Genomic DNA, 21,781 nt, shown 5'->3' with positions numbered 1-21,781 from the left:
TACTTCGATGCTTACATAGTACCCCAATCGGATTTAAGAGTAACTGTTAAAAAAAGGTAGACTATTACTCAACGGAGACAGCAGCTATATCTTCCCATTGTCGTAAATCAGCTGCAATACGTACGGGATTAAAATCATGACGGGCCAGCACCTCTAGGGAAACCTCCATACTCTGCCGATCTGGGTGTAATTCGTGAAATGGGACATTTTCATGTTCTTTAATCATTATTTTACGTATTTCCACTTTTTCTTGCTCTAAATAAGTCGAAATCTGCTCCAGCAGTCCGTGAGAGGACAATCCGTACAATGTAATAAGATGACGCTTGCGTCCACGCATATACCGAAGTTCAACTTTGTTAAACACCCATAAATTTAAAAATACGAGCACTGTCGCCGCTATAGACGGGAAATAAAAGCCTGCTCCCACCCCAAGGCCAATAGCAGCCACGACCCAAATGGAAGCCGCAGTCGTTAGTCCGGTAATGGATTTACCTGTGAACATAATCGTCCCTGCACCCAAAAAGCCTACGCCAGTGATCACAGCCGTAGCCAAACGAGCGGGATCTATGCGTACATTAGCTTCTTTAATAAAATCGGCAAAGCCGTAAATGGAGAGTAGCATAATCAGCGTCGAACCAAGGCTGACCATAATATGAGTCCTCAAACCAGCTGCGTGATTGGAACGTTCGCGTTCAAAGCCAATGAATCCACCGAGAAGCATGGACAGTAAAAGCCGTAAAATGATATGTGAATCGTCTATAATCCACGGATTATTCATTCGGGTCTCTCCTCCCGGTTATGTCGTGTTTCCCACTCCGGGTGCGCGATTTGTGGGCTTATGTGCGTTTTTAATGCCAATTTAATGATGTCTCAATGCTATTCCAACTTATGCAGATGGTAGGTGGTTAATTCCACGCCTGGGGCGACCTCGGCCGCAGATACGGGGCGAAAGCCATGTTTTCGGTATAATGTCACCGCAGGAGTATTTAAAGTTCCTGTAGAGACGATAAACAACGGGATATTTTGATATTCATTCAAAACATGCTTCATTAAAGAGTCTGCAATGCCTTTACGAAAATGATCTGGGTGAACCATCATACGGGTAAGGGTAAGCGAATCGGGCGACTCAGACTGCACAGCCAGTGCTCCTAGCAATTCACCGTCCTCCAGCCACCCATAAAAATACTCTCCACAGCTTCTCAGCGTATCCAATGTATCCATCAGTGGAGGAATCTCATCAAACCCAATTAGCTCAGCTTCCAGCCTATAGGCAACGTGCTGTAGACGCCATATCTGACTGACGATATCATCATCTTCCAATGAACATAGGGTAACCATGCTGTTTTCCCTCCTAAGGAAACTCATAAAATGCCATCAGGATTCTAAAGTTTGTTCGCGCCAATCGTTCTCAGCGTCTATGCAAAAGGGGCCTGTCCCTAAAAGACAAGCCCCCTGTCAAATCTATGCCATTAGCGGTTCAGCACTTCCGTCAGCAACTTATTAGCAAGGCCAGGGTTTGCCTTTCCCTTGCTCTCCTTCATCACTTGACCGACTAGGAAGCCGATGGCCTTTTGCTTGCCGGCTTTGTAATCTTCGACCGATTGCGGGTTAGCTGCTACAACTTGTTCGACAATGGTCAAGATTGCACCCTCATCACTGATCTGTACAAGCCCTTTTTCTTCAACAATTTGCTGTGGCAGTTTATCACTTTCCAGCATTTCCTTGAAGACCGTTTTGGCGATTTTGCTATTGATCGTTCCCTTCTCCAGCAGTCCGATCATTTCGCCCAAGCCCCGACCGGTCAATTTAACCTGCGACAGCTCTACACCGGCACTGTTCAAATAGCCGAGAAGATCCCCCATAATCCAGTTGGATACTGCTTTGGCATCCTTGGTGAATTGAAGGCTATCCTCGAACAAATCGGCCAATGGCTTGGAGGACGTAATCACCTGCGCATCATACTCAGGTAATCCATATTCCGAAGTGTAGCGTGCTTTACGCTGGTCAGGCAATTCAGGAATCGAAGCACGGATGCGTTCTTTCCATTCCTCATCTATATGCAATGTAACCAGATCCGGGTCTGGGAAATAACGATAGTCATGAGCCTGTTCCTTACCACGCATGGATAAGGTTTTACCTTGCGCCTCATCCCAACGACGTGTCTCCTGTACTATCGTTCCGCCTTCGTCCAGCGTCTGCTCCTGCCGGAACTGCTCATATTCCAGTCCGCGCTGTACGCCACGGAAGGAGTTCATGTTTTTCAGTTCCGCTTTAGTTCCCAGCTCTTTTTGTCCATGCGGACGAAGACTGATATTCGCGTCGCAGCGAAGTGATCCTTCCTCCATCTTCACATCGGATACGTCACAATACTGCATAATGGCACGTATTTTTTCCAGATAGGCCTTGGCTTCTTCCGGCGAAGATATTTCCGGCTCCGAAACGATCTCGACCAATGGTGTGCCGACCCGATTAAAGTCGACCAAAGATGCGTAGCCACCATCAACATGTGTTAATTTCCCTGCGTCCTCTTCCAGATGCAGTCGGGTAATACCGATACGCTTTGTCTCACCATTCACTTCAATATCAATCCAGCCATTTTCGCCAATGGGTTGATCGTATTGTGAGATTTGGTAAGCCTTAGGTGAATCGGGGTAAAAATAGTTCTTACGGTCAAACTTGCTCACATCAGCAATGGTGCAATTCAGCGCCATTGCTGCTTTCATTGCATAATCAACGGCCTGACGGTTCAATACCGGCAGCACCCCTGGATGACCGAGACAGACCGGACATGTATGAGAGTTGGGTGGTGCTCCGAAGGATGTCGAGCATCCACAAAATATTTTAGACTTCGTATGCAATTCCACGTGCACTTCAAGTCCGATGACCGTCTCATATTTGGATGTAGTTGTAGACATGAATAGGTTCCCTCCTTTTTAGCAAATTACAGCTGCGGACGCTGCTTGTGAAATTCGGTATTTTGTTCAAAAGCATGAGCTACGCGTAGCACGGAAGACTCGTCAAAGGCTTTTCCGATAATTTGTAGTCCGACTGGCATTCCATCTGCAAGACCACAAGGAATGCTGATGGCTGGCACGCCAGCCAAGCTCACCGGAATCGTCAAAATGTCGTTCAAATACATCGTCAATGGATCATCCACTTGTGAGCCGATTTTGAAAGCAGTTGTCGGTGCAGTAGGTCCGATAATTACATCATATTGTTCAAATACACGATCAAAATCCTGTTTAATCAGCGTGCGCACTTTTTGAGCTTTCAAATAATAAGCATCGTAGTACCCGGAGCTGAGTGCATAGGTGCCCAGCATAATCCGACGCTTCACCTCGGGACCAAACCCCTGCGTACGGGACTGATGGTAAAGATCAAGCAGGTTGTCCGGATTGTCAGAACGCACACCATAGCGCACGCCGTCAAAGCGGGCCAGATTGGATGACGCTTCGGATGAAGCCAGCAGGTAGTATGTCGCTACCGCATATTCCGTGTGAGGGAGAGATACTTCTTCCCATACAGCGCCCAATCCTTCCAGCGTTTTCAGTGCGTCGAGCACCTTTTCCTTAACCTGTGGATCTACGCCCTCACCAAGATACTCTTTAGGCACAGCGATACGAAGTCCTTTTACATCCCCGGTTAAAGCGTTCAAATAATCAGGAATGTCTACCTTTGCAGAAGTGGAGTCCTTATGGTCATAGCCTGCAATGGCTTGTAGGACATAGGCCGAATCCTGAACATTTTTAGTAATAGGTCCAATTTGGTCTAAAGAGGAGGCAAAAGCCACCAATCCAAAACGGGATACTAGACCATAGGTTGGTTTCAGGCCAACTACACCGCAGTAAGAAGCGGGCTGGCGAATGGAACCACCTGTATCCGAACCGAGCGTGAAATAAGCCTCACCTGCTGCAACAGCCGCAGCCGAGCCGCCACTGGAACCGCCGGGAACACGTTCTAAATCCCAAGGGTTACGTGCAGGGAAAAAGCTGGAGTTCTCGTTAGAGCCGCCCATGGCGAATTCGTCCATGTTCATTTTACCGAGTGTCACAGTTTGCGCTGCGCGCAACTTGCTAACAACTGTGGCATCGTAAACGGGATCAAAATTTTTCAAAAACTGACTGCCACATGTTGTACGCAGCCCTTCTGTCACAATATTATCCTTAATACCAACCGGCAGACCAAACAACAACCCTCTTTCCTCTCCGGAAATCAGCTGATCATCCAGCTGACGTGCGGATGCACGGGCCTGTTCCTCGTCAACGGTAATATAAGCTCTGATCTTGTCTTCCCGCGCACCAATCGTCTCCAGAGCGTGTCCCACCAGATCACTCACGGAAATTTCCTTTTGATGCAGCTTGTTATGTATCTCGGGCAATGTGTTATTGAACAAGCTCAACTTGCATCCTCCTTTCAAATATGAGATCTATTCCAGAACAGCAGGAACCTTAAACTGTCCGTCTTCTTCTTCAGGTGCATTGCGCATCACTTGCTCATGTGTCAAACTTTCACGAACTTCGTCGTCTCGCATGACATTGCTGACGTGCAGCACATGAGTGGTCGGTTTTACCTGCTCCGTATCCAGCTCATTCAGCTTCTCCGCATAATGGAGAATGGCGTTTAATTGTCCTGTCATCGTTTCTTCTTCAGCCGCGGTCAGATTCAACCTAGACAGCTTGGCTACGTGACGGACATCTTCCGTGGAAATGTTCATACAAAACCCTCCTCATGTATATGAGGATTTTGCAAAAAGTCCAATAAATGACTGGAATCGAATTTTGCAAAATCCTGATATTAAAAAATGCTACACCGAACTTTGAAATAACGTTTTTAATTATAGGATAGAACCCTTTACAATTCAATCTTTGACGCGGTACAGAAGCAAACTGTACATCAATGAGGGAAATGTTGCTAAAAGAATATAAAAAAAGCACCTCTCGGTGCTCTTTCGAGATAACTATAAGAGCTGAGATTGTGCCCATTATATATTTTTAAAAAGAGTCGGCAGTAGCCGACTCCTATATCCAAGCACGCAAATTGACTTGTCTGATAAAATCAGCCTGTGACAACAACTCTGCCGCGGTTTCTTCTTCTTCAGTCTCTACCGAATCAAGACCACCGTTCATTACATGCTTGAACAGTTGCTCATTATGAGTAGCAAGGGCATAATCTATCAGCGCTTCACGCTCAATCCGCTCGGCTTCTAGCTTGAGAATACTCTCCTCCAGCTCGATGTCCCCGGATGGTACAAAAAAATTGCGGTTCACCTTCGGTACGCGAATGACATAGTCAAAAGCATTGTCCGCATTACGGTCGTAAGCAATGATATAACCATGTTCGCCCACAGGAAGATTCTGCTCAAAAGCATCCGCGACGATCATAATTCTAGCTCCTAAATGATGCATCGTTAGCCCCCCCGTTTGTCTGAACTTATCTGCTAAGTCTACTAAAAAAAAAGTAGCTTGTCTATATCATCTATGTATCTTCATAATCGACCGTCTCCACGTCCCAACCTGTGTTCATTCAGCCTCACATGCCAGTTTTGTGAAGGGATTCCGCCCTGTCGTCTCACCTTTTTCCAAGTTATGATCTTCGGTTCGGAACCTACCACAGAATCTTCAATATCTATTATATTGGGAACACGGAAACTACCTCCAATCTCACGTTGTACCCCATATATATGTTTTCTTTTCATTCTTGCTCCCCCTTGTGATCTGACGGCCTCATGCCTGTTTATCCTCTTAATGGGCAAAAAAAAGAACGCAAACCGGGATTCATCCACAGCTTGCGTGCTTCGCGAGTTTAGTATGTAACTTTAATAAATTTATGTTAACAAAAATAAAAACCTTTGTCTATACGTAATTTATAATTTGTTGTCGAAATGGGGCAAAACTTGTCACACCTTTGATTTTGCCCCTCCTGAAAGTTTCATCACATTTACCGGATATACGGATTGTTAGCTTTCTCATAACCGATGGACGTTTTGGGACCGTGACCGGAATAGACTGTAACGTCATCTCCGAGCGGGAACAATTTGTTTTGAATAGAATCGTATAGATCCCGTTCCCGCCCACCCGTCAGATCCGTGCGTCCAACGCCCTGACGGAATAGCACATCCCCGGAAAAAAGATCTTTGCCACACAAAAAGCTGACACTTCCGGGTGAATGGCCCGGTGTATGGAACACCTTGAACGTGTGCCCGATCAGGTTCAATTGTTGACCTTCCGCCAAATCGTATTCGGCAGGACCGGTTGAGATTGGTGGAGATGCCTCTGGCCACATCAAGGAGCCATTCAGCTTAGGAGATGTGAGCCAGTCTTGCTCCAAGGTGTGCAAATACACCGGACATCCTTTGGCATTGCGAATCTCCTCCACCCCTCCAATATGGTCAAAATGGGCATGGGTCAGCAGGATAGCTTCAATAGTCAGAGACTCAATCGCCCTCAGCAAAGGACCCGGATTCATTCCTGGATCAATAATAATGGCGCGCTGTGGATCATCCCCTTGAAGCAAATAAGCGTTCGTCTGAAGTGGACCGAGATTAAAGCTGCGAATAGATAGCACCATAAGTTAAAATCCCGAGATCAGCTCACGTAATTCCTGAACAATCACAGGATGGACCTCGGTTCCCTCCCCATATTTTTCAGCCATTTCTTTACGAGCAACTGCGATTTTTTCTTGATAATCATCGGCTTCCCGATCTGGATTTTCACGTTTGAATTCGATCATAATTTGTTGGACATGTGCAGGGCGTGGTCCCCAGTGGCCAAGTACGTGACCTCCTGTATCCGCAAAAATCACAATCGGTACAGCACGTCCGCCCATTGTCAGGAAGTCATCCATCAGCGCCTGATGGTTTTCCAAGATTAATACTTCGGTCGGAATCCCGCTATTCTCCAGTGCACGGAACACAACTGGCACATTGCGTACCACATCCCCACACCAGTCGGCAGCCAAAATAAGCACGCGCAGATCATCCCGATGGTTCAGGCTTTCAAAATACTCTCGATCCTCTTCGCGATTCCACACAAACTGATCGTACCCAGAGCGGAAGGCTTCTTTGTTCTTTTCCATGCCCTCCATAAACTGTTCAGGGCTTAAGCCCTTTCCGAAGTATTGCGATACATTAGTACGGCTCATGTTATACACTTCCTTTTTTGTTTTTGGACAAAATCCATTTGATAACAAAATAAATGATCAAGAGCGCAAGGGCAACCAGCAAAATCGGTTTGATGTAAGGTGCTGCCACTTCGTCAATTTGCTCCCACTTGTCTCCTAGCAGCATACCTAAATATATAAACAAAACAGACCAAGGTATAATCGCTAGCGTCGTCAAAATAATAAAGCGCCATACGTTCATTCGAGCCAACCCGGCAGGGATTGAGATGGCATGACGCACAACAGGAATAAAGCGAGCTGTGAAAATGACCCCTGTGCCGTATTTGTTAAACCAGGCTTCAGCATGGTCGACATGACTTTTTTTGATAAGTATGTATTTCCCGTACTTATCTAATACCGGTCTGCCGCCATAGCGTCCAATCCAGTAAATGAACAACTGGGCCAGAACCCCGCCAATCGTTCCAAAAACGACTGCGCCAAAAAAATTAATATGACCCGAGGATACTAAAAAGCCACCATAAGCGAGGACAATTTCGCTTGGAATGACCTCAACCATCAAGCCTAGCATAATACCAAAATACCCAAGACTACGAATGATCTCAAACAAATAATTAATGATACTAGATATTTGGTCCAATTCTCTTCCCACTCCCTGCCTGTTTCTCTATTTTCATTAGTGTATCACAGCGGCAGAACAAGTCGCCACTTCGCCCAATAGGGAGGTCAGTGACCCCGGCTCCTCTGCCCGCATAAGTTGGGAGAGAGAGGAGGGGGTACAATATGCCTCCCGGCAAATTCCCCAAACATGACAATTCACAATCCCGTTTACCCACGGCTCGTGGTATCCGCCGCGCATGTACCAAAGAGTTGTATCGAACCTGCAAACGTCTGCCTGTTCACATTGCTCCTGATCTGGTCAAGCAGGGCGAGGAGCTATACTGCCGCAAGGTCGTCGGACACCTTATCTGGATTGCGGAAAACCATAGTAATCGCAAACTACTATGCGACTGGTGGGACGAAGACGTCAGCGAGGAGCTCGCGGCATTGTGGAAGGTAGATCGCGATGTCTTGTGCACCGCTTTTAGAAGCGCCTATGGCGGATAGATGTTTTGCGTACTGCAACCATGAACTGTAAACTACAAAAAAGTGGAGCCACCCCGCAGTGGCTCCACTTTTACTATATTCCTAGCTATGTGTCTGCTTCTTCCCCGCTCCTTCGGGAAGCAAATCCGCACAAGCGCGTTCCAAATAAGGATCAGCATGAATAAAATCCCGAAATGCTGTGTATTCACGCCACAAAACGGATTGTTCTCCCGCCTGCCCTTTGACGGCACGAATCAGAATATTTTTAGGTGTATGCTCCATGTCGATAAATTCCAATAGCTGTGTCCGATATCCCATCATATCCAGCAATTTGGCCCGGATTCCATCCGTTGCCAGTGCAGAAAAACGCTCCTTTAAAATACCGTGAGATAGCAAAGGCTCCATTACCGGATTTTCTAGTTGGCTGAACAGCTCATGCTGGCAACACGGAACCGACAAAATAACGGATGCTCCCCAGCGGACGGCCTTTTCCAGCGCCGCATCTGTTGCTGTATCACAAGCGTGCAAGGTAACAACCATATCCACCTGTTCCAGTTCGTTATAGTCTGCGATATCGCCGACCAGAAACTCCAACTGTCGATATTGCAGCTTTTGAGCCAGAACATTACAGGTTTCAATGACATCTGCCTTCAAGTCCAAACCAACGATCTGCAATGGTCGCTTTTGCTGTACAGCCAAATAGTGATACAGCGCAAAGGTCAAATACGATTTGCCACAGCCAAAATCCACAATCGTCAGAGGGCGGCCTACCGGAAGGCTGGGCAATACATCCTGCACCATTTCGAGAAACCGGTTAATTTGACGAAACTTATCATACTTGCGGGCCAGTACCTTACCATCCTCATTCATAATCCCCAGCTCAATCAGGAAAGGAATTCGTTCCCCTTCTTCAAGCACATACTGCTTTTTGCGATTATGAGACAGGTCGGCTTTACTTTTGCTCGGTGACTTTGTCAGAATGGATACTTTGTATTTTTTACTGATCAGCACTTGGTAGTCTGCATCCTTGGCGCATAAAAGTCCTTGGCGGAACGTGTCCTCAAACAAGGCAGTCATACGCTCATTAGCTTCGTCAGGGGTCAGATTTTCATGAATGACTTTGTTGCTATAATGAAAAGCAAACTGGTAATGCAGCTTATTTTTCAATTCTACAGGTTTGATTTGCACTTTAGTAAAAGAAGCATCCTCCCGTTTGCGAAGCTGACTCAGCGTCGCTGTTATGAGGGATCCTCCCGTGGTCAATTGGTATATAAGCTCGCGCAGTGAATCCAAAAGGTACATCTCACTTTCTTTCATGTAATTGGGTGATCTCGGTCAAACCCTCGGTGACTTCCTGGCGTGAAATTCCACCCAGCTCCAGCTCTGCATTGGTCTTATCCAGTAATTGACTATAAAACGTCTCCGCTTCCGCTAACAGCTCTGGCTGCTCCCATGCCAATCCAAACCAGACATCGGCGGCTTCGTCCAGCCTGTTTCCCCGCTCATAATGAACAGCCAACAGCTTGCTGGTTTCAGGGGGAAGCTCATATTCATGCACCAGTTTCACAATACACGCTATTCGTTCAGGCAGGACCTGTAAATTACGAGTCGCGCCATTCAAATCGCTGTACAAATATAAATGAAGAGATTTCATCAAGATACGTATGCTCTCGTCTGTTCTACTGGTTTCCAGGTAAATCACGGCTTCTTCCTCTAAAATGCGAGCCACCTGCTGGATCTTGTCTGCTTCAATTCCAGGGCCCAATCGGAAAAGCTCAATAATTTGTTCCGGCGGCAATCGTCTGAGCAGATCTGAACGAAGACGAAACTGCTTGTTGAGCAGGTCATCTAGCTGTTTTAGCGCTTCGACATGTTTATTTTCACGCCTTAGACCGAGCACCGATGCTACTGCGGATGTCAATTCTTCCATCATACTAAGCAAATAATCTTTTCTAAGCAAGCCGTTCCCTTCCTTTCATCCCGATGCCTAGACAACCAGAAACTCTGTCTTCTGATTGTATGACATCCTTGTCTAAAAGCCAAATGCCCTACCATGCAGAAATACCACTTATAACCTTCACCCTCAGTTAATAACATCAATGATTAGGAAGTCAGAATGCTCATGTATGGCAGTGAATTCTTACGGTACAGCACTTTGTAGCTGATCATGTGACTAGCGAATGACGTTTTTTTAAATCAATCAATATTGCTTCTTCGTTAGTGTTATGATATTTTTGTTTCATACGAAACAAAAAAATAATCAGTATATTTAAACATTCCATAAAGTAATTTATATTAATTATTTTCTTCAGAAACAAAATTCATATGAATATTTTTGTGAGAAAGGATGATGGAGTTTGGGTAATCAATTTAGCTCGATATTACCGGAACATCAAGAGTTTATACAGCGGCAGCATATTTTCTTTGTAGGATCAGCACCGCTATCCAAGACAGGGCACGTTAACCTTTCCCCCAAGGGATATGATTCCTTCCGTATTCTATCGGGCCAGAGAGTAGCTTATCTTGACTTGGCGGGAAGCGGCAACGAGACAAGCGCCCACATTATCGAGAACGGACGGGTAACAATCATGTTTTGTGCATTTGAGGGCGCTCCCAGTGTACTAAAGCTCTATGGTACTGGTACCGTCGCGCTGCCCGATACTAAGCAATGGAATGAACTGTACCCTCTCTTCAACCCGCTTCCCGGTGCAAGACAAATCATTGTTGTGGACGTTCACATGGTGCAGAATTCATGTGGTTTTGCGGTTCCCTTTATGACATACACGAGCGAACGGGAAAAGCTGAAGGAAGTCTCGATTCAGATGGGAGAAGAAGCACTTAAAAAATATGCCTATGAGAAAAATCTGGAGAGTATTGACGGTTTGCCGACAGCGTTTGCCTTTAACAAAAGCAATATAAATTAGACACCTTACACACCTAAAAATAATTGACTACCCAAAAACCGAAACCTTCTGTTTATCACATCAGAAGGTTCCGGTTTTTGGGCTTACTTTAGTCTACCTTTTCAAGTTTTGCTCTAAAAATGTCAAGATCGTGTTCGCTAATAACTCCGGTGCCTCGAATAGGCTCATGTGACCTGCTTCTGGTAGGGTAACCTGAGTTACTCCAGCCCGATCTGTTGTAAACGTCCGCGCTGGAGGAACCGCCTGATCCTGCTCACCCGCTACTAAAAGGGCTGGCAATGCAGAAGCCGACAATACATCCCGCCGATCAGTACGCTCGCGCATAGCCAGTGATGCTCCTACGGCTCCTTGTGGTGGTGTTTTGTAGCCAATTTCTTTGACTTTAAGTAATTGGCTGGACATCGACTCCACATGATCTGGAGCAAACAGTCCCGGTACGAGTCCATCTACAAAAGTGGTAATCCCCTCCGTTTGGATGGTGGATACAGCCTTATTCCGCTTTTCTTTACCTTCGTCCGTATCTGCATAAGCTGTGGAATGGATCAGTCCAAAGGCTGTCAGGCGCTCTGCATATCTCTGCACTGCCGAAAGGGCTAGATAGCCTCCTAGGGAGTGCCCAAACCAAGCAGCCTGAGGGATGTCCAATTGTTCTTGAAGTTTAAGCACATCATCTGCCATTTGATCAATAGTATAGGCTCCTAATGGAGCATCGCTGCGTCCGTGTCCACGCAAGTCTGGAACAATACAACGATAGCTTGGGGATAGCAAGGGAACAACCTCATCCCAGTAGGAAGAGCTTCCGCAAAATCCGTGCAATAGAATGATCGGATCTCCTTTTCCCTGTTCGGCATAGCAGATCGTCGTTCCTTCGCATAATACCTTTTCCATGTGGAACCCTTCCTTCTCTGTATATAATCTATTGGATCTGAATATATTAGTGAGTAGAACATGCTGATGTATATTATTAAGCAGACCATCAATATCTGAAACGGTAACCCTCTGGAAAATCTTGCGAAGCTGTTTTTAAACCAAATTCATAAGCCGCCGCATTAGCAATATGCGCAGCCATGGTCATGACCAAGTGAAGCGACGTCATTTGGAGTGTCCAATAGGGTTTGGGACTGCGCTCATTCACAATCGCTGCAACACTATAATGACCAACAGACGGCAGAGACAGCCCCACCGATCGCGCAGGAGTTAGCGGTTCACGCGCAATAAGAAACATTCCCGTTGAGCCGTGCTGTCCAAGACAAGCATCTATGGCGATCACATGATGATCTTGGGGAATGCACTCCAAGTATGAAACCAGATGATCTGCATCACAGGGCTCCGTCATTGTGCCAATCACGTGCGGAAAGCCTTGCTCCTTGAGCATGGTGCCTACCAGTGGCCCGAGTGAATCACCCGATGAGCGATCTGTACCGATGCAAACAAAAGTCAACTTATCTATAGCATGCTGATGATGAATTTCTCGGAAAAACGGCGCGAGTCCATCTCGATCTGTTTTCTTTACATTATGTTCTAAGGACGAGCGACCGGGTGCGGAAGCTCGATTATACAAAGACAACTTTGTCCATCCTCCTTGATTCGGTTGTATATCAGTAATCTGGCTTTCAGTACATTCTACAACAAAAACATGATACAATACAGGCAACTTCCCCTGTTATGAAAGGATGGAAAATTAACGATGGATTTGTCTGTACCGTCTCATGCCAACATTGAGTATATGATTGAGGGTATTAAAACCAAGCTCCGTATGGCGAGTGGTGCTGCTATGCAGGCATCCGCTTTCTCGCTGGAGCAATACGAGGACATCCATGATGTCTATGATATGGTGATAAGCAAGCCTAACCTGAGCATTTCAGAGGTTGAAGCTATTGTTTCTGAACTGGGTAGATTGCGTAAGTCCTCCTGAATTAGCTTATAGGAATACAGCTTAGCTGTATTACAACCTATCATCATGAACAACAGCCTTCATGATAGTGGCCCTGTCAGCGTAAATAAAGCTCGTATCTCCGCTCGTCTCAACAGACGTGCACCGGGATACGAGCTTTATTTTTTCGATTGCATATGCGCATTTCCATACACTTCTTCACTCACTCAAGGATGCTTCAAGGCAAATCCGCTAACACCAATTCAGATATATCCTCATTGCCTGTAGCCCGTATCTTTAATGTACAGCTTTTTTGCATTCGCGCGGCATCGCCAGGCCCTAACTGAAAATCCCCATCCTGGCACGTAACTTCCACATGACCGTTAACTACATAGATGTGGGTGCGGCGCTCCTCTTGCTGCGGATATTCAAGCTGCTGTCCTTTTTCCAATCTGCTCAGATACAGATTTATATCCTGCGCGATGGATAACGCTCCCTCCACTTCTGAACCAGACACAACAGGCTGAAGCCGATTTAGACGTTCACTGTGCTTGAATCTTTGCACCTGATAAGAAGGCTGAATGCCAGGACTCTCGGGTAAAAACCACATTTGCAAAAAACGAACCGGTCTTTCATCCCCAGTATTTCGCTCTTCATGTTCAATTCCGGTGCCTGCACTCAGAACCTGGATCGAGCCGCTTTTCAAATCCTGCTCATGTCCTAGGCTGTCGCTATGATGCAATTGACCTTCAATCACGTAGGTGACGATTTCCAAATCGTGATGCGGATGTCTTTTGAAGCCTTGCTGCGGTTCAAGCTCATTATCATTATGGGCTAGCATACAGCCAAAATGGGCATTGCTCGGATCTTCATAATCGGCAAACGAAAAGCTAAACTCACTATGAATCCATCCTTTATTTGAGGTATGTCTTTCTGCCGATGTCACTATTTTAATCATCCTTAACACCTCCATGGATTACAGTTCCGTAAAGCAGCTTTGCTTCGTGATGACTATTCCACTTCCGGCCCTGGCATTACAAACGCTGTGATACGATCCCTTTACCCCGGGCTTATATGCCTCAATCAGCCTGTCGTCTCCGTCGGGTTTTGCTCTTAAGTTCATTATTAGTTAAGTTAATAGTACGAAAAATTGAATCTATCACAGCCATAAGGAGGAGATTTATTACATATGCTATCTCATGAACCCCAACCATCCCGGTTCCTACCAAGCTATTTGCGTCGTAGTCTGTATGCATCTATTATCATGATCGCTGTGTTGCTTCTCATCGCCTACTCTGTGAAGTGGATGGGCACAGCTCCTTTTCTATATTGGGATGAACGCATACAGGATGCCGTTTTTCCAGACACAGCAGCTGCTCGTTACCAACTGCTAACTATCGCTATATTCATTACATCTTTCGGTTCATTCCGCATGTCGTTGATCATCGCCCTCGGTGCTGCTACCTTGTGTTGGGTCAGTCTTCGTTCAAAAGCTTATTCCTTTGCGATCCTAAGCAGCTTTACGGCGATGTGGGTGCTGAATACGCTCATTAAGGAAATTTTGCAACGGGAACGCCCGTCACTTCAACATTTGGTTGAAGCCGGGGGTTATAGTTTTCCCAGCGGTCATGCGATGATTTCCATGGGATTTTTCGGAATGATATTTGCCATTTGGGCCATAGAACGAAAGATTCGTGGGCGTTCGCTCTTTCTTCCGTGCGCTCTGGGTGCACTACTGATTCTCTTGATTGGATTAAGCCGCGTATATCTAGGCGTTCACTTTCCTACAGATATTGTGGGCGGCTATATTGCAGGTATAATTTGGCTGGTGTTTACCGTTCCTGTGATCTATTGGCGAGCGCGCATGAAGCTTCCTTCCACTCCCCACCGGTAAATGTCTGAGTCGGCTTTTTGTTTCACTCCGGGTCACGACGTTTATATACGAAGTAAGCAAGGCTCAGCAATATCGAAGCTCAGCCTTCATTAAAAACGTTATGGTTTTGTGAACTTAGGATAAGGGAGGCGATCCTTGTGTGGGGAATTGTACTAAGTATTGTAATGGCTATTATTATCGGATTGATTGGCGATGCACTAGCTGGTCATGAAATGCCTGGCGGCATTGCGGGCTCTATGATTGCTGGATTTGTAGGAGCTTGGCTAGGTGTCATGCTATTGGGAGACTGGGGCCCGGTCATCGGAGATTTTGCAGTCATTCCAGCCATACTCGGAACCGCATTGTTCGTGTTCTTGCTCGGACTGGTGTCCAGGCTATTAAGAAGGGCTACCTAACATTTATATATATTTTTTATTCTTTAATTCTATAAGAGGAGTGATATAACATGAGTAACATTGACAATCAAAATATGGCAAGTACTTCAGGTTTTGCAAAAGGTTTATTTATTGGAGGTTTGATTGGTGCTGCCGCAGCCCTGCTGTTCGCGCCGAAGCCGGGTCGTGATTTGCGTAGTGATCTGTCTGATAAAATTACAGTTGTCTCCGATAAAACAAAGGACGTGGCATCTGTAGTGAGCAGCAAAGCGACAGATTTGGCCAAAACCGTTTCCACCAAAACAGCAGATGTAGCCAAAACGGTATCCGAGAGCAAAGACAATATCGTATCCAGCGTAACCAAGGCTTCAGCAGATGTCGCTAATGAAGCAGCCAAAGCGGATAAAGAAGTTATGGATGCAACGGCTCAGGCGGCCAAGGATACGCAAAAACAATTGAATGCAAATTCCTAATAGCTATACATTCTGATGGCAAAAAAATAAGCCCTAGACACTGAACAGCCAGCATGCAAGAAGCTGGCTGTTTTTAAATGATAGAAAGGCTGGGATGACAATGAACAAGCCAAATTCCTATGGAGATGATCTTACCGCGAACAACAAAAGAACCTTTCATCCCCTACAGGGTCAAGATCAGCCAGATGAAGTTTCATCCAAGCAGACTTCTTCTACTCATAATCATGTTAAAACACATGATCAGGAGAGAGACTTTGATGTAAATGAGCATCCTTTTGAGCTGCGCCATGAGGTCAAGCGGCTTAACAAACGCTTAGATCAAATAGCAGATACGCTCGAAAGAGCAGAATTCAAAGATATTCTGGAGAACTACTCCAGCACTAAAAGAAGAATTATGAGCAATCTGACCGCAGGCATTGCACGTGGTCTCGGTCTTACGCTGGGTACAGTGGTCATACTCGCCTTGCTCGCTTGGTTGCTCAGTTTCCTGGTGCAATTAAATCTTCCGGTCATCGGAGATTTCATCGCCGAATTATTAGGATATATCAAAATGAGCCAAGGTACTAAGTAATTGTCCCTATCTCATTTAAAAACGATCCATCGTAACCGGTAATAGACTCCTCAAAGAGCCTCCAGTTACGATGGATCATTTTTTATTTGTAAATTGTAACAGCTGTAATCAGCCGCTACAATTTGTTGCGCTTGTTAGCCTTCAATAAGTCTCCTGTCCACCCCTTCATCATCAGCCAGCCGTACATTCCCGCCATACTTAGCAATGTGGCAATAATCACGGTGGTAAAACCCCAGCCTGTTTTAATCCAAGGCAGATTTTCAAAGTTCATGCCCCATATAGCGCCCACTACGGTTGCTGGTGTAAATACGGCGGTGACAATGGTCAGCGTCTTCGTAATCTCATTCCCCCTAAATGCGGAAATGGCGTCGTCAATGGAGATCAATGTGTCGATTTCCTTTTCATAATGCAGGAAAAGTCCTTCCATCCGAGTAACACGGTAAAGTAACTGCTTAAAAAAACGATTCTCCTCCAGTTGATCCAGATATGCCTCCCGAGAAGCCGTCACCAGCTCTGAAAAAGGAATGAACATATTGCTCCAATACAACAGCTCGAAACGTGCATTCAATATAGAATCCATCAGCGTACGGGCATTCCTTTTCTCCATCTCCTCTTCCAGTCTTCTCAGGTTGATCTCGAACTTATCCATACCTGTATGAAAATAATGAAGCACGGCTCTCGCCAATACAAACATGCCGTCAGCTGCATCCTCACACTGTTCCAGCATTTTTTGGCGTTCCGCGGTGTGCATGATTTCACGGGTATTTTGATCCAGATTTAACGTCACTAACTTTTGGTTTAGAACCAGAAAATAAAACTTGTTGCAATTACGCTGACTGTCGATCTCCTCCTGAACGGAGTAAATCAACGACCCGTACATTAAGGGCTGATTGCCATCTGGAAAGCGCACAGATATAAAGCTGGATGGACTGTCCTCTACCTTGTCCAGCCATTCCGCGGCTTCTGGGAGCTTCTCCTTCAAGTGCTGTATGACCGAATCTTGCCAATTCCCAGCACTGATGTCCCACCATTCCCATCCTCCACGAAAGGAAGAAATCTGTTCAAATGCTGTCATGGATTCCAACCTTCCTCCCAACCTTTTTCGCTTTATAAAAAGGACACGCTTCCCATATCGGAATAACGTGTCCTTACGATGTGACGCCAAATATATTAAGCCAAGAATTCCGCGGTCTTCTCATGAAATAGAGGAATTAGACATAATCTGCTTCAGCTTTTCTGTTGCCCGCTTCTGAATACGGGAAACGCTCATCTGCGATACGCCCAACGTCTGTGCAATCGCACGTTGAGATTGACCGTCCTGAAATGCCAGAAGAAGCACCTTTTGTTCCTGCTCCTTCAGTTGGCTTAAAGCCTGCTGCAAATCCATTCGTTTTTCCACAGTGTCATAATCGTTAGCATCCGAGCTAATGAGCTCGCCTAACGTAGCTGCACTCTCTTCCTGGGATAAAGGCGAGTCCAGTGAAACATAGTGATAGCACTCACGGCCTGCAAGCACCTCAATCGTTTCTTCCACGGTAAGATCCAAATAGGTCGCAATCTCATCCACATTGGGTGAACGTTCCAATTTAACGGTCAGTTCATCAATAGCATGTTGAACAAGCGCACCCTTTTCCTTAATACGGCGAGGAACCTGGATGTACCAGGATTTGTCGCGCAAATAATTTTTCATATGTCCCAACATACTTTTCATAGCGTACGGTTCAAATGGGATACCCAAGCTGATATCGTATTGCTGAAGCAGACGTATCAAAGCCATCTGACCGGTCTGATATAAATCCTCGTATAAGTCCGGACGGTTACGGGAGATCTTCCCGGCAGCCATCTTGACCATCGGCTCATACTTGCGGATCAGCACGGTAGCAATCTCGTTATCTTTTGTTTGCTGGTACTCCCAGATTAGACCAACGGCTTCATCCATCGACTCCGGGGGAGTTACCTTTTCATTCATACTCTTTCCTCACTTCTGGTTAGGCGCTTTACCAGCACCACTTCGGTGCCTTTTCCTGTCTCATTCAAGATATGGACATCGTCCATAAGCGCCTGCATGAGATAAAAGCCTAATCCGCCTATCTGCGCATCATTCAGCTCCTTGTCATGCAAGGATGCGATACGGGACGGGTCCTCCACACGCTCAAAGCTCTCCCCTTCATCTTTGACACGAATGGACAACGAAGCTTCATCAAATTCAAATGTCACTTCCACGACTCCCCCCTCATGACCATATGCATAAAGGACAGAGTTATTACAGGCTTCCGATACAGCCACTTTCATGTCTTCAATATCCTCATAAGAGAATCCCATTTTCGCGGCAATACCGTATAAATTTAATCTTACAATATCAACAAAGTCAGCAGTTGCCGGCAAATTAAGAACTACTTTTTGAATTTGAGCATTCATTTCTTTTTCTTTCCTTTCCTATTGGGAATTCTCCTGGGGGACAAAGAATTTGGCAATACCGGTCATATCAAACAGCTTTTGAATTTGAGGCGGTACCTCTTGGACAGCAAAGCGAGATTCCATCCCATGCCTTGCTTTTAAAATGGATAACAAGATACCAATACCCGTGCTGTCAATGTATTTAAGGTCTCTCAAGTTAATAATCAAATCTTGGCTGGACTCTCCCACCAAAGGCTCCATCACCAGACGAAAATCAGGTGCTACCGAAAGATCCAACTCTCCACTCAGATAAACGGTATTTACGCCATCGGTTGTTTCTGTAATTGCATTAAATTTCTCATTTTTATTTGTATTCATAGGCCTACTCTCCCGAAAAAAGATTTCCCTACATACTAACCCATTATACGAGCGTTTGAATCACGGTATAACTTTTTAAACACTACCAAATGCCACCATCTAGGCTTCATTGATTTGATTTTTACCCGGCTGCATTGGAAAATGGTCCGGAGAATGCCGTAGCAACGCCTGTTTTACACTGCTGATTTTAACGGGCTTACTAATATAATCGTTCATCCCAGCTTCAATACATCGAGGCTGAATACCCTCCATGACGTTAGCCGTCATGGCGATAATGGCAGGTTGGGATCTTCCCGCCAATTGTTCACGCACTCTACCCGTACACTCCAGACCGTCCATCACAGGCATTTGCAAGTCCATAAAGATATAGTCATAGTCCTGATTCGCCATGACCATATCAAGCGCCTGTTGCCCATCTGCTGCCACATCTGAGGCTAAACCGAGCTTATCCAGTATATTAACCATTAGCTTCTGGTTGATCGGATGGTCATCCACCACCAGTACAGGTTTACGACTTGGAGACTCCTGATGTGGAATTTCCCAATCGTGGCTGGACTCCCCCTCCATTTCATTTTCCTCAGCAAAGCCAAGCTTCATTGTAAAATGAAATGTCACGCCTTGTTCTCCGCTCGTATCTACACGGATATCTCCGCCCATCATATTCACCAAGGTTTTACAAATGGCAAGTCCTAACCCGGTACCACCATATTTACGCGTCATTGAAGAATCCAGTTGGGAAAAAGGCTGAAATAGCCTTCCGACCTTAGCCGAATCAATGCCAATGCCTGTATCCTTCACAGAAAACTCAACGGTAAGTCCATTGTCACTTTGCTCTTTGACAGATGCGAAGACATATACCCCGCCCCGGTCTGTAAATTTGACGGCATTGGATACTAGGTTAATCAACACTTGTCGCAATCGCCCCATATCTCCATATAAGACGGACGGCATCTGTTCATCGAGGAAATAAACCAGTTCCAAGTTCTTTCGGTTGACTTCTACTGTAAACAGGCTGAAAACTTCCTTGATACAGGAAACCAGATCAAAAGGATATTCTTCTACCTCCATTTTGCCTGACTCCAGCTTGGTAAAGTCCAGAATATCATTAATGACCGCTACCAGCGCGTCTGCGCTACGACGGATGATATCAGCATATTCCTGCTGATCGGTCTGCAATTCTGTCTCCATCAGCAGATCAATCATGCCAATAACACCGTTCATTGGTGTGCGGATCTCATGGCTCATCATTGCCAGAAATTCCGTTTTGGCATTGGCAGCAATCTCTGCTGCCTCCTTGGCGGCAATCAGTTCGCTGTTCATCTTCTCGAGCTCCTGCGTCTTGTGGTGAAGCAGCATGGACTGTGTCTTCAAGCGTTTGTTTGTCAGATACATTTGCACGAAGCCTTCAATTTTGGACTTGAGAATTTGAGGGATGAACGGCTTCACCATATAATCAATACCACCAGCTGAATATCCCGCAAACAAATGCTCCGCTTCCTTGCTGTTAGCTGAAATAAAGATAATCGGAATATCCTTTGTTTTCTCTCTGGCCTTGATTAACTTCGCAGTCTCAATTCCATCCATACCCGGCATCTGCACATCAAGGACTACAAGTGCGAATTCATCTTTTAATAGACATCGCAGCGCTTCTTCCCCGGATGTGGCTTTTACCAGATTATATTGTTCACTCTCCAGCACTGCCTCAAGAGCGAGCAGGTTCTCAGGTCTGTCATCTACCAGCAATATATGAATCGGTTCATGAAGCCCCATGGAATCCTCCTAAGCATCTCTATTTAATCTTCCGGTATATTTTTTCTATCCGGTCCAGCGGCTCGTAGGAATCACTATAATCGGTAAAATGTATGGATTCCTTGGCCCCAAGCACCAACACACCAAAGTGACTCAAGCTATCATAAAACAACCCATGTACATGGTTGCGAAGTTCGTCGTTAAAATAGATCATGACATTCCGGCAAAAAATCACATTGAACTCGTTAAAGGACCGGTCTGTCGCTAAGTTGTGCTCCGCAAAAATAATATTCTTCCGTAAAAAAGGATGAAACATCACTGAATCATACTTGGCTGTATAATATTCAGAGAACGATTGTGTGCCCCCGGACTCCAAATAATTTTTGGTATACAGCTTCATTCGGTCGATCCCGTATACGCCTTCCTTCGCCTGCTGTAAAGACAGGTTATTCATATCCGTCGCATAAATGCGAGCCTTATCATATAAGCCTTCTTCATGCAGCAAGATCGCCATAGAATATACTTCCTCACCAGTGGAACAACCTGCATGCCAGATTCGAATGTACGGATACGTTCGCAAAATAGGAATGATTTTCTGCCTGAAGTTCAGAAACAGCTCCGGGTCACGGAACATCTCGGTCACCGGAATGGAAAGGCTTTGTACCAGTCTATCGAAGGCGCTGCGATCATGCAGCACCTTCTCCTGTAGTCCTGATATCGTGCTTACATTCTCGGACTGCGCATGATAATAAACACGCCGCTTAATCGAAGGCAGAGCATAGTTACGAAAATCGTAGCCGTACAGCCGATGTATACCTTCCAGCAACAGCTCAATCTCAATCATTTCCCGCTCAGTATCATTCGATTTCACTTCATTAGCAGCATTATCCGCCATATCCTTAGATGTCATAATCTCTCTCCAATTCCTAAATAGGTTTTGCCTATG

Annotated in this window: 28 protein-coding genes; 7 read left to right on the top strand and 21 right to left on the bottom strand. The window is 45.6% G+C overall.

Features of this window, described 5'->3' with window-relative positions; all coding sequences use genetic code 11:
• Window positions 1-64: 64 nt before the first annotated feature.
• The 10 genes from NLX74_RS18280 to uptA form a co-directional block, all read right to left on the bottom strand.
• Window positions 65-778: an MgtC/SapB family protein gene (locus NLX74_RS18280; RefSeq protein ID WP_071642911.1), complete on the bottom strand. Its 714-nt coding sequence runs from the start codon at window positions 776-778 to the stop codon at window positions 65-67.
• Between the two features lie 98 nt (window positions 779-876).
• Window positions 877-1,338 carry a GNAT family N-acetyltransferase gene (locus NLX74_RS18275; protein ID WP_254329558.1) on the bottom strand — a complete coding sequence of 154 codons (462 nt, stop codon included), beginning with the start codon at window positions 1,336-1,338 and terminating at the stop codon, window positions 877-879.
• A gap of 131 nt (window positions 1,339-1,469) precedes the next feature.
• Window positions 1,470-2,915: an Asp-tRNA(Asn)/Glu-tRNA(Gln) amidotransferase subunit GatB gene (gene gatB, locus NLX74_RS18270; protein ID WP_013311908.1), complete on the bottom strand. Its 1,446-nt coding sequence runs from the start codon at window positions 2,913-2,915 to the stop codon at window positions 1,470-1,472.
• A gap of 26 nt (window positions 2,916-2,941) precedes the next feature.
• Window positions 2,942-4,399 (bottom strand): Asp-tRNA(Asn)/Glu-tRNA(Gln) amidotransferase subunit GatA, encoded by a 1,458-nt coding sequence (gatA, locus tag NLX74_RS18265; RefSeq protein WP_235309967.1) that lies wholly within the window; start codon window positions 4,397-4,399, stop codon window positions 2,942-2,944.
• A 27-nt stretch (window positions 4,400-4,426) separates the two neighbouring features.
• The gene (gene gatC / locus NLX74_RS18260; protein WP_013311910.1) at window positions 4,427-4,714 is read right to left on the bottom strand and encodes an Asp-tRNA(Asn)/Glu-tRNA(Gln) amidotransferase subunit GatC; all 288 of its coding nucleotides are present in this window, start codon (window positions 4,712-4,714) and stop codon (window positions 4,427-4,429) included.
• 304 nt (window positions 4,715-5,018) lie between these two features.
• Window positions 5,019-5,405 (bottom strand): hypothetical protein, encoded by a 387-nt coding sequence (locus tag NLX74_RS18255; protein ID WP_061831452.1) that lies wholly within the window; start codon window positions 5,403-5,405, stop codon window positions 5,019-5,021.
• Window positions 5,406-5,485: 80 nt separating this feature from the next.
• Complete coding sequence (locus NLX74_RS18250) at window positions 5,486-5,695, bottom strand: hypothetical protein (protein ID WP_254329557.1); 210 nt, start codon at window positions 5,693-5,695, stop codon at window positions 5,486-5,488.
• A 242-nt stretch (window positions 5,696-5,937) separates the two neighbouring features.
• The gene (locus NLX74_RS18245) at window positions 5,938-6,567 is read right to left on the bottom strand and encodes an MBL fold metallo-hydrolase (protein ID WP_254329556.1); all 630 of its coding nucleotides are present in this window, start codon (window positions 6,565-6,567) and stop codon (window positions 5,938-5,940) included.
• Window positions 6,568-6,570: 3 nt separating this feature from the next.
• The gene (locus tag NLX74_RS18240) at window positions 6,571-7,140 is read right to left on the bottom strand and encodes a thioredoxin family protein (protein WP_061831455.1); all 570 of its coding nucleotides are present in this window, start codon (window positions 7,138-7,140) and stop codon (window positions 6,571-6,573) included.
• 1 nt (window position 7,141) lies between these two features.
• The gene (uptA, locus tag NLX74_RS18235) at window positions 7,142-7,756 is read right to left on the bottom strand and encodes an undecaprenyl phosphate transporter UptA (RefSeq protein ID WP_069290373.1); all 615 of its coding nucleotides are present in this window, start codon (window positions 7,754-7,756) and stop codon (window positions 7,142-7,144) included.
• A gap of 143 nt (window positions 7,757-7,899) precedes the next feature.
• Here uptA and NLX74_RS18230 point away from each other — a divergent pair, with 143 nt between their 5' ends.
• Window positions 7,900-8,223 (top strand): hypothetical protein, encoded by a 324-nt coding sequence (locus NLX74_RS18230; RefSeq protein ID WP_013311916.1) that lies wholly within the window; start codon window positions 7,900-7,902, stop codon window positions 8,221-8,223.
• A gap of 81 nt (window positions 8,224-8,304) precedes the next feature.
• Here NLX74_RS18230 and NLX74_RS18225 read toward each other — a convergent pair whose 3' ends face one another.
• Both NLX74_RS18225 and NLX74_RS18220 read right to left on the bottom strand, forming a co-directional pair.
• Window positions 8,305-9,519, bottom strand: coding sequence for a class I SAM-dependent methyltransferase (locus tag NLX74_RS18225; protein ID WP_254329555.1), 1,215 nt, complete (start codon window positions 9,517-9,519; stop codon window positions 8,305-8,307).
• Complete coding sequence (locus NLX74_RS18220; protein ID WP_254329554.1) at window positions 9,506-10,162, bottom strand: DUF6483 family protein; 657 nt, start codon at window positions 10,160-10,162, stop codon at window positions 9,506-9,508. Before NLX74_RS18220 ends, NLX74_RS18225 begins: the two co-directional genes overlap by 14 nt.
• A gap of 397 nt (window positions 10,163-10,559) precedes the next feature.
• Here NLX74_RS18220 and NLX74_RS18215 point away from each other — a divergent pair, with 397 nt between their 5' ends.
• On the top strand, window positions 10,560-11,126 hold the full coding sequence (locus NLX74_RS18215) for a pyridoxamine 5'-phosphate oxidase family protein (RefSeq protein ID WP_254329553.1): 567 nt from the start codon (window positions 10,560-10,562) through the stop codon (window positions 11,124-11,126).
• Between the two features lie 93 nt (window positions 11,127-11,219).
• Here the strand turns inward: NLX74_RS18215 and NLX74_RS18210 are convergent, their stop codons facing one another.
• Both NLX74_RS18210 and yyaC read right to left on the bottom strand, forming a co-directional pair.
• The gene (locus NLX74_RS18210) at window positions 11,220-12,014 is read right to left on the bottom strand and encodes an alpha/beta fold hydrolase (RefSeq protein ID WP_254329552.1); all 795 of its coding nucleotides are present in this window, start codon (window positions 12,012-12,014) and stop codon (window positions 11,220-11,222) included.
• A gap of 88 nt (window positions 12,015-12,102) precedes the next feature.
• Complete coding sequence (yyaC, locus tag NLX74_RS18205) at window positions 12,103-12,693, bottom strand: spore protease YyaC (protein WP_023990265.1); 591 nt, start codon at window positions 12,691-12,693, stop codon at window positions 12,103-12,105.
• A 120-nt stretch (window positions 12,694-12,813) separates the two neighbouring features.
• On the opposite strand from yyaC, the gene NLX74_RS18200 reads away from it, so the two are divergent.
• Window positions 12,814-13,041, top strand: coding sequence for a DUF1128 domain-containing protein (locus NLX74_RS18200; RefSeq protein WP_013373034.1), 228 nt, complete (start codon window positions 12,814-12,816; stop codon window positions 13,039-13,041).
• Between the two features lie 196 nt (window positions 13,042-13,237).
• Here NLX74_RS18200 and NLX74_RS18195 read toward each other — a convergent pair whose 3' ends face one another.
• Window positions 13,238-13,957, bottom strand: coding sequence for a pirin family protein (locus NLX74_RS18195; RefSeq protein ID WP_254329551.1), 720 nt, complete (start codon window positions 13,955-13,957; stop codon window positions 13,238-13,240).
• A 231-nt stretch (window positions 13,958-14,188) separates the two neighbouring features.
• On the opposite strand from NLX74_RS18195, the gene NLX74_RS18190 reads away from it, so the two are divergent.
• The 4 genes from NLX74_RS18190 to NLX74_RS18175 all read left to right on the top strand — a co-directional run bounded on the left by NLX74_RS18190 (window position 14,189) and on the right by NLX74_RS18175 (window position 16,311).
• Window positions 14,189-14,893 (top strand): phosphatase PAP2 family protein, encoded by a 705-nt coding sequence (locus NLX74_RS18190; RefSeq protein ID WP_254329550.1) that lies wholly within the window; start codon window positions 14,189-14,191, stop codon window positions 14,891-14,893.
• Window positions 14,894-15,030: 137 nt separating this feature from the next.
• Complete coding sequence (locus tag NLX74_RS18185; RefSeq protein ID WP_013311925.1) at window positions 15,031-15,288, top strand: GlsB/YeaQ/YmgE family stress response membrane protein; 258 nt, start codon at window positions 15,031-15,033, stop codon at window positions 15,286-15,288.
• 50 nt (window positions 15,289-15,338) lie between these two features.
• On the top strand, window positions 15,339-15,740 hold the full coding sequence (locus tag NLX74_RS18180; RefSeq protein ID WP_023990268.1) for a YtxH domain-containing protein: 402 nt from the start codon (window positions 15,339-15,341) through the stop codon (window positions 15,738-15,740).
• Between the two features lie 94 nt (window positions 15,741-15,834).
• Window positions 15,835-16,311, top strand: a complete 477-nt coding sequence (locus tag NLX74_RS18175; RefSeq protein ID WP_254329549.1) for a DUF5665 domain-containing protein — start codon at window positions 15,835-15,837, stop codon at window positions 16,309-16,311.
• A 115-nt stretch (window positions 16,312-16,426) separates the two neighbouring features.
• Here the strand turns inward: NLX74_RS18175 and NLX74_RS18170 are convergent, their stop codons facing one another.
• The 6 genes from NLX74_RS18170 to NLX74_RS18145 all read right to left on the bottom strand — a co-directional run bounded on the left by NLX74_RS18170 (window position 16,427) and on the right by NLX74_RS18145 (window position 21,745).
• The gene (locus NLX74_RS18170; protein WP_254329548.1) at window positions 16,427-17,386 is read right to left on the bottom strand and encodes a magnesium transporter CorA family protein; all 960 of its coding nucleotides are present in this window, start codon (window positions 17,384-17,386) and stop codon (window positions 16,427-16,429) included.
• Between the two features lie 120 nt (window positions 17,387-17,506).
• Window positions 17,507-18,280, bottom strand: coding sequence for a sigma-70 family RNA polymerase sigma factor (locus NLX74_RS18165; RefSeq protein ID WP_013311929.1), 774 nt, complete (start codon window positions 18,278-18,280; stop codon window positions 17,507-17,509).
• Complete coding sequence (gene rsbW, locus NLX74_RS18160; protein WP_061831463.1) at window positions 18,277-18,729, bottom strand: anti-sigma B factor RsbW; 453 nt, start codon at window positions 18,727-18,729, stop codon at window positions 18,277-18,279. The genes NLX74_RS18165 and rsbW overlap by 4 nt, the downstream gene beginning before the upstream one ends.
• An 18-nt stretch (window positions 18,730-18,747) precedes the next feature.
• Window positions 18,748-19,086: an STAS domain-containing protein gene (locus tag NLX74_RS18155; RefSeq protein WP_023990272.1), complete on the bottom strand. Its 339-nt coding sequence runs from the start codon at window positions 19,084-19,086 to the stop codon at window positions 18,748-18,750.
• Between the two features lie 99 nt (window positions 19,087-19,185).
• Window positions 19,186-20,856 (bottom strand): response regulator, encoded by a 1,671-nt coding sequence (locus NLX74_RS18150; protein WP_254329547.1) that lies wholly within the window; start codon window positions 20,854-20,856, stop codon window positions 19,186-19,188.
• A gap of 19 nt (window positions 20,857-20,875) precedes the next feature.
• On the bottom strand, window positions 20,876-21,745 hold the full coding sequence (locus NLX74_RS18145; RefSeq protein ID WP_235309957.1) for a CheR family methyltransferase: 870 nt from the start codon (window positions 21,743-21,745) through the stop codon (window positions 20,876-20,878).
• Between the last annotated feature and the right edge of the window lie 36 nt (window positions 21,746-21,781).

This window comes from Paenibacillus sp. MZ03-122A, assembly GCF_024213325.1.
Taxonomy (GTDB): domain Bacteria; phylum Bacillota; class Bacilli; order Paenibacillales; family Paenibacillaceae; genus Paenibacillus; species Paenibacillus polymyxa_B.
Note: the sequence above shows the minus strand (reverse complement) of the source record. Positions and strands in the feature narration are given on the sequence as shown.

What these genes read in the sequence shown, in the direction of transcription:
- NLX74_RS18280 (WP_071642911.1), bottom strand. Translation starts at nt 778, where the DNA reads ATGAATAATCCGTGGATTATAGACGATTCACATATCATTTTACGGCTT.
- NLX74_RS18275 (WP_254329558.1), bottom strand. Translation starts at nt 1,338, where the DNA reads ATGGTTACCCTATGTTCATTGGAAGATGATGATATCGTCAGTCAGATA.
- gatB (WP_013311908.1), bottom strand. Translation starts at nt 2,915, where the DNA reads ATGTCTACAACTACATCCAAATATGAGACGGTCATCGGACTTGAAGTG.
- gatC (WP_013311910.1), bottom strand. Translation starts at nt 4,714, where the DNA reads ATGAACATTTCCACGGAAGATGTCCGTCACGTAGCCAAGCTGTCTAGG.
- NLX74_RS18255 (WP_061831452.1), bottom strand. Translation starts at nt 5,405, where the DNA reads ATGCATCATTTAGGAGCTAGAATTATGATCGTCGCGGATGCTTTTGAG.
- NLX74_RS18250 (WP_254329557.1), bottom strand. Translation starts at nt 5,695, where the DNA reads ATGAAAAGAAAACATATATATGGGGTACAACGTGAGATTGGAGGTAGT.
- NLX74_RS18245 (WP_254329556.1), bottom strand. Translation starts at nt 6,567, where the DNA reads ATGGTGCTATCTATTCGCAGCTTTAATCTCGGTCCACTTCAGACGAAC.
- NLX74_RS18240 (WP_061831455.1), bottom strand. Translation starts at nt 7,140, where the DNA reads ATGAGCCGTACTAATGTATCGCAATACTTCGGAAAGGGCTTAAGCCCT.
- NLX74_RS18230 (WP_013311916.1), top strand. Translation starts at nt 7,900, where the DNA reads ATGCCTCCCGGCAAATTCCCCAAACATGACAATTCACAATCCCGTTTA.
- NLX74_RS18225 (WP_254329555.1), bottom strand. Translation starts at nt 9,519, where the DNA reads ATGAAAGAAAGTGAGATGTACCTTTTGGATTCACTGCGCGAGCTTATA.
- NLX74_RS18210 (WP_254329552.1), bottom strand. Translation starts at nt 12,014, where the DNA reads ATGGAAAAGGTATTATGCGAAGGAACGACGATCTGCTATGCCGAACAG.
- NLX74_RS18200 (WP_013373034.1), top strand. Translation starts at nt 12,814, where the DNA reads ATGGATTTGTCTGTACCGTCTCATGCCAACATTGAGTATATGATTGAG.
- NLX74_RS18195 (WP_254329551.1), bottom strand. Translation starts at nt 13,957, where the DNA reads ATGATTAAAATAGTGACATCGGCAGAAAGACATACCTCAAATAAAGGA.
- NLX74_RS18190 (WP_254329550.1), top strand. Translation starts at nt 14,189, where the DNA reads ATGCTATCTCATGAACCCCAACCATCCCGGTTCCTACCAAGCTATTTG.
- NLX74_RS18180 (WP_023990268.1), top strand. Translation starts at nt 15,339, where the DNA reads ATGAGTAACATTGACAATCAAAATATGGCAAGTACTTCAGGTTTTGCA.
- NLX74_RS18175 (WP_254329549.1), top strand. Translation starts at nt 15,835, where the DNA reads ATGACAATGAACAAGCCAAATTCCTATGGAGATGATCTTACCGCGAAC.
- NLX74_RS18170 (WP_254329548.1), bottom strand. Translation starts at nt 17,386, where the DNA reads ATGACAGCATTTGAACAGATTTCTTCCTTTCGTGGAGGATGGGAATGG.
- NLX74_RS18165 (WP_013311929.1), bottom strand. Translation starts at nt 18,280, where the DNA reads ATGAATGAAAAGGTAACTCCCCCGGAGTCGATGGATGAAGCCGTTGGT.
- rsbW (WP_061831463.1), bottom strand. Translation starts at nt 18,729, where the DNA reads ATGAATGCTCAAATTCAAAAAGTAGTTCTTAATTTGCCGGCAACTGCT.
- NLX74_RS18155 (WP_023990272.1), bottom strand. Translation starts at nt 19,086, where the DNA reads ATGAATACAAATAAAAATGAGAAATTTAATGCAATTACAGAAACAACC.
- NLX74_RS18150 (WP_254329547.1), bottom strand. Translation starts at nt 20,856, where the DNA reads ATGGGGCTTCATGAACCGATTCATATATTGCTGGTAGATGACAGACCT.
- NLX74_RS18145 (WP_235309957.1), bottom strand. Translation starts at nt 21,745, where the DNA reads ATGACATCTAAGGATATGGCGGATAATGCTGCTAATGAAGTGAAATCG.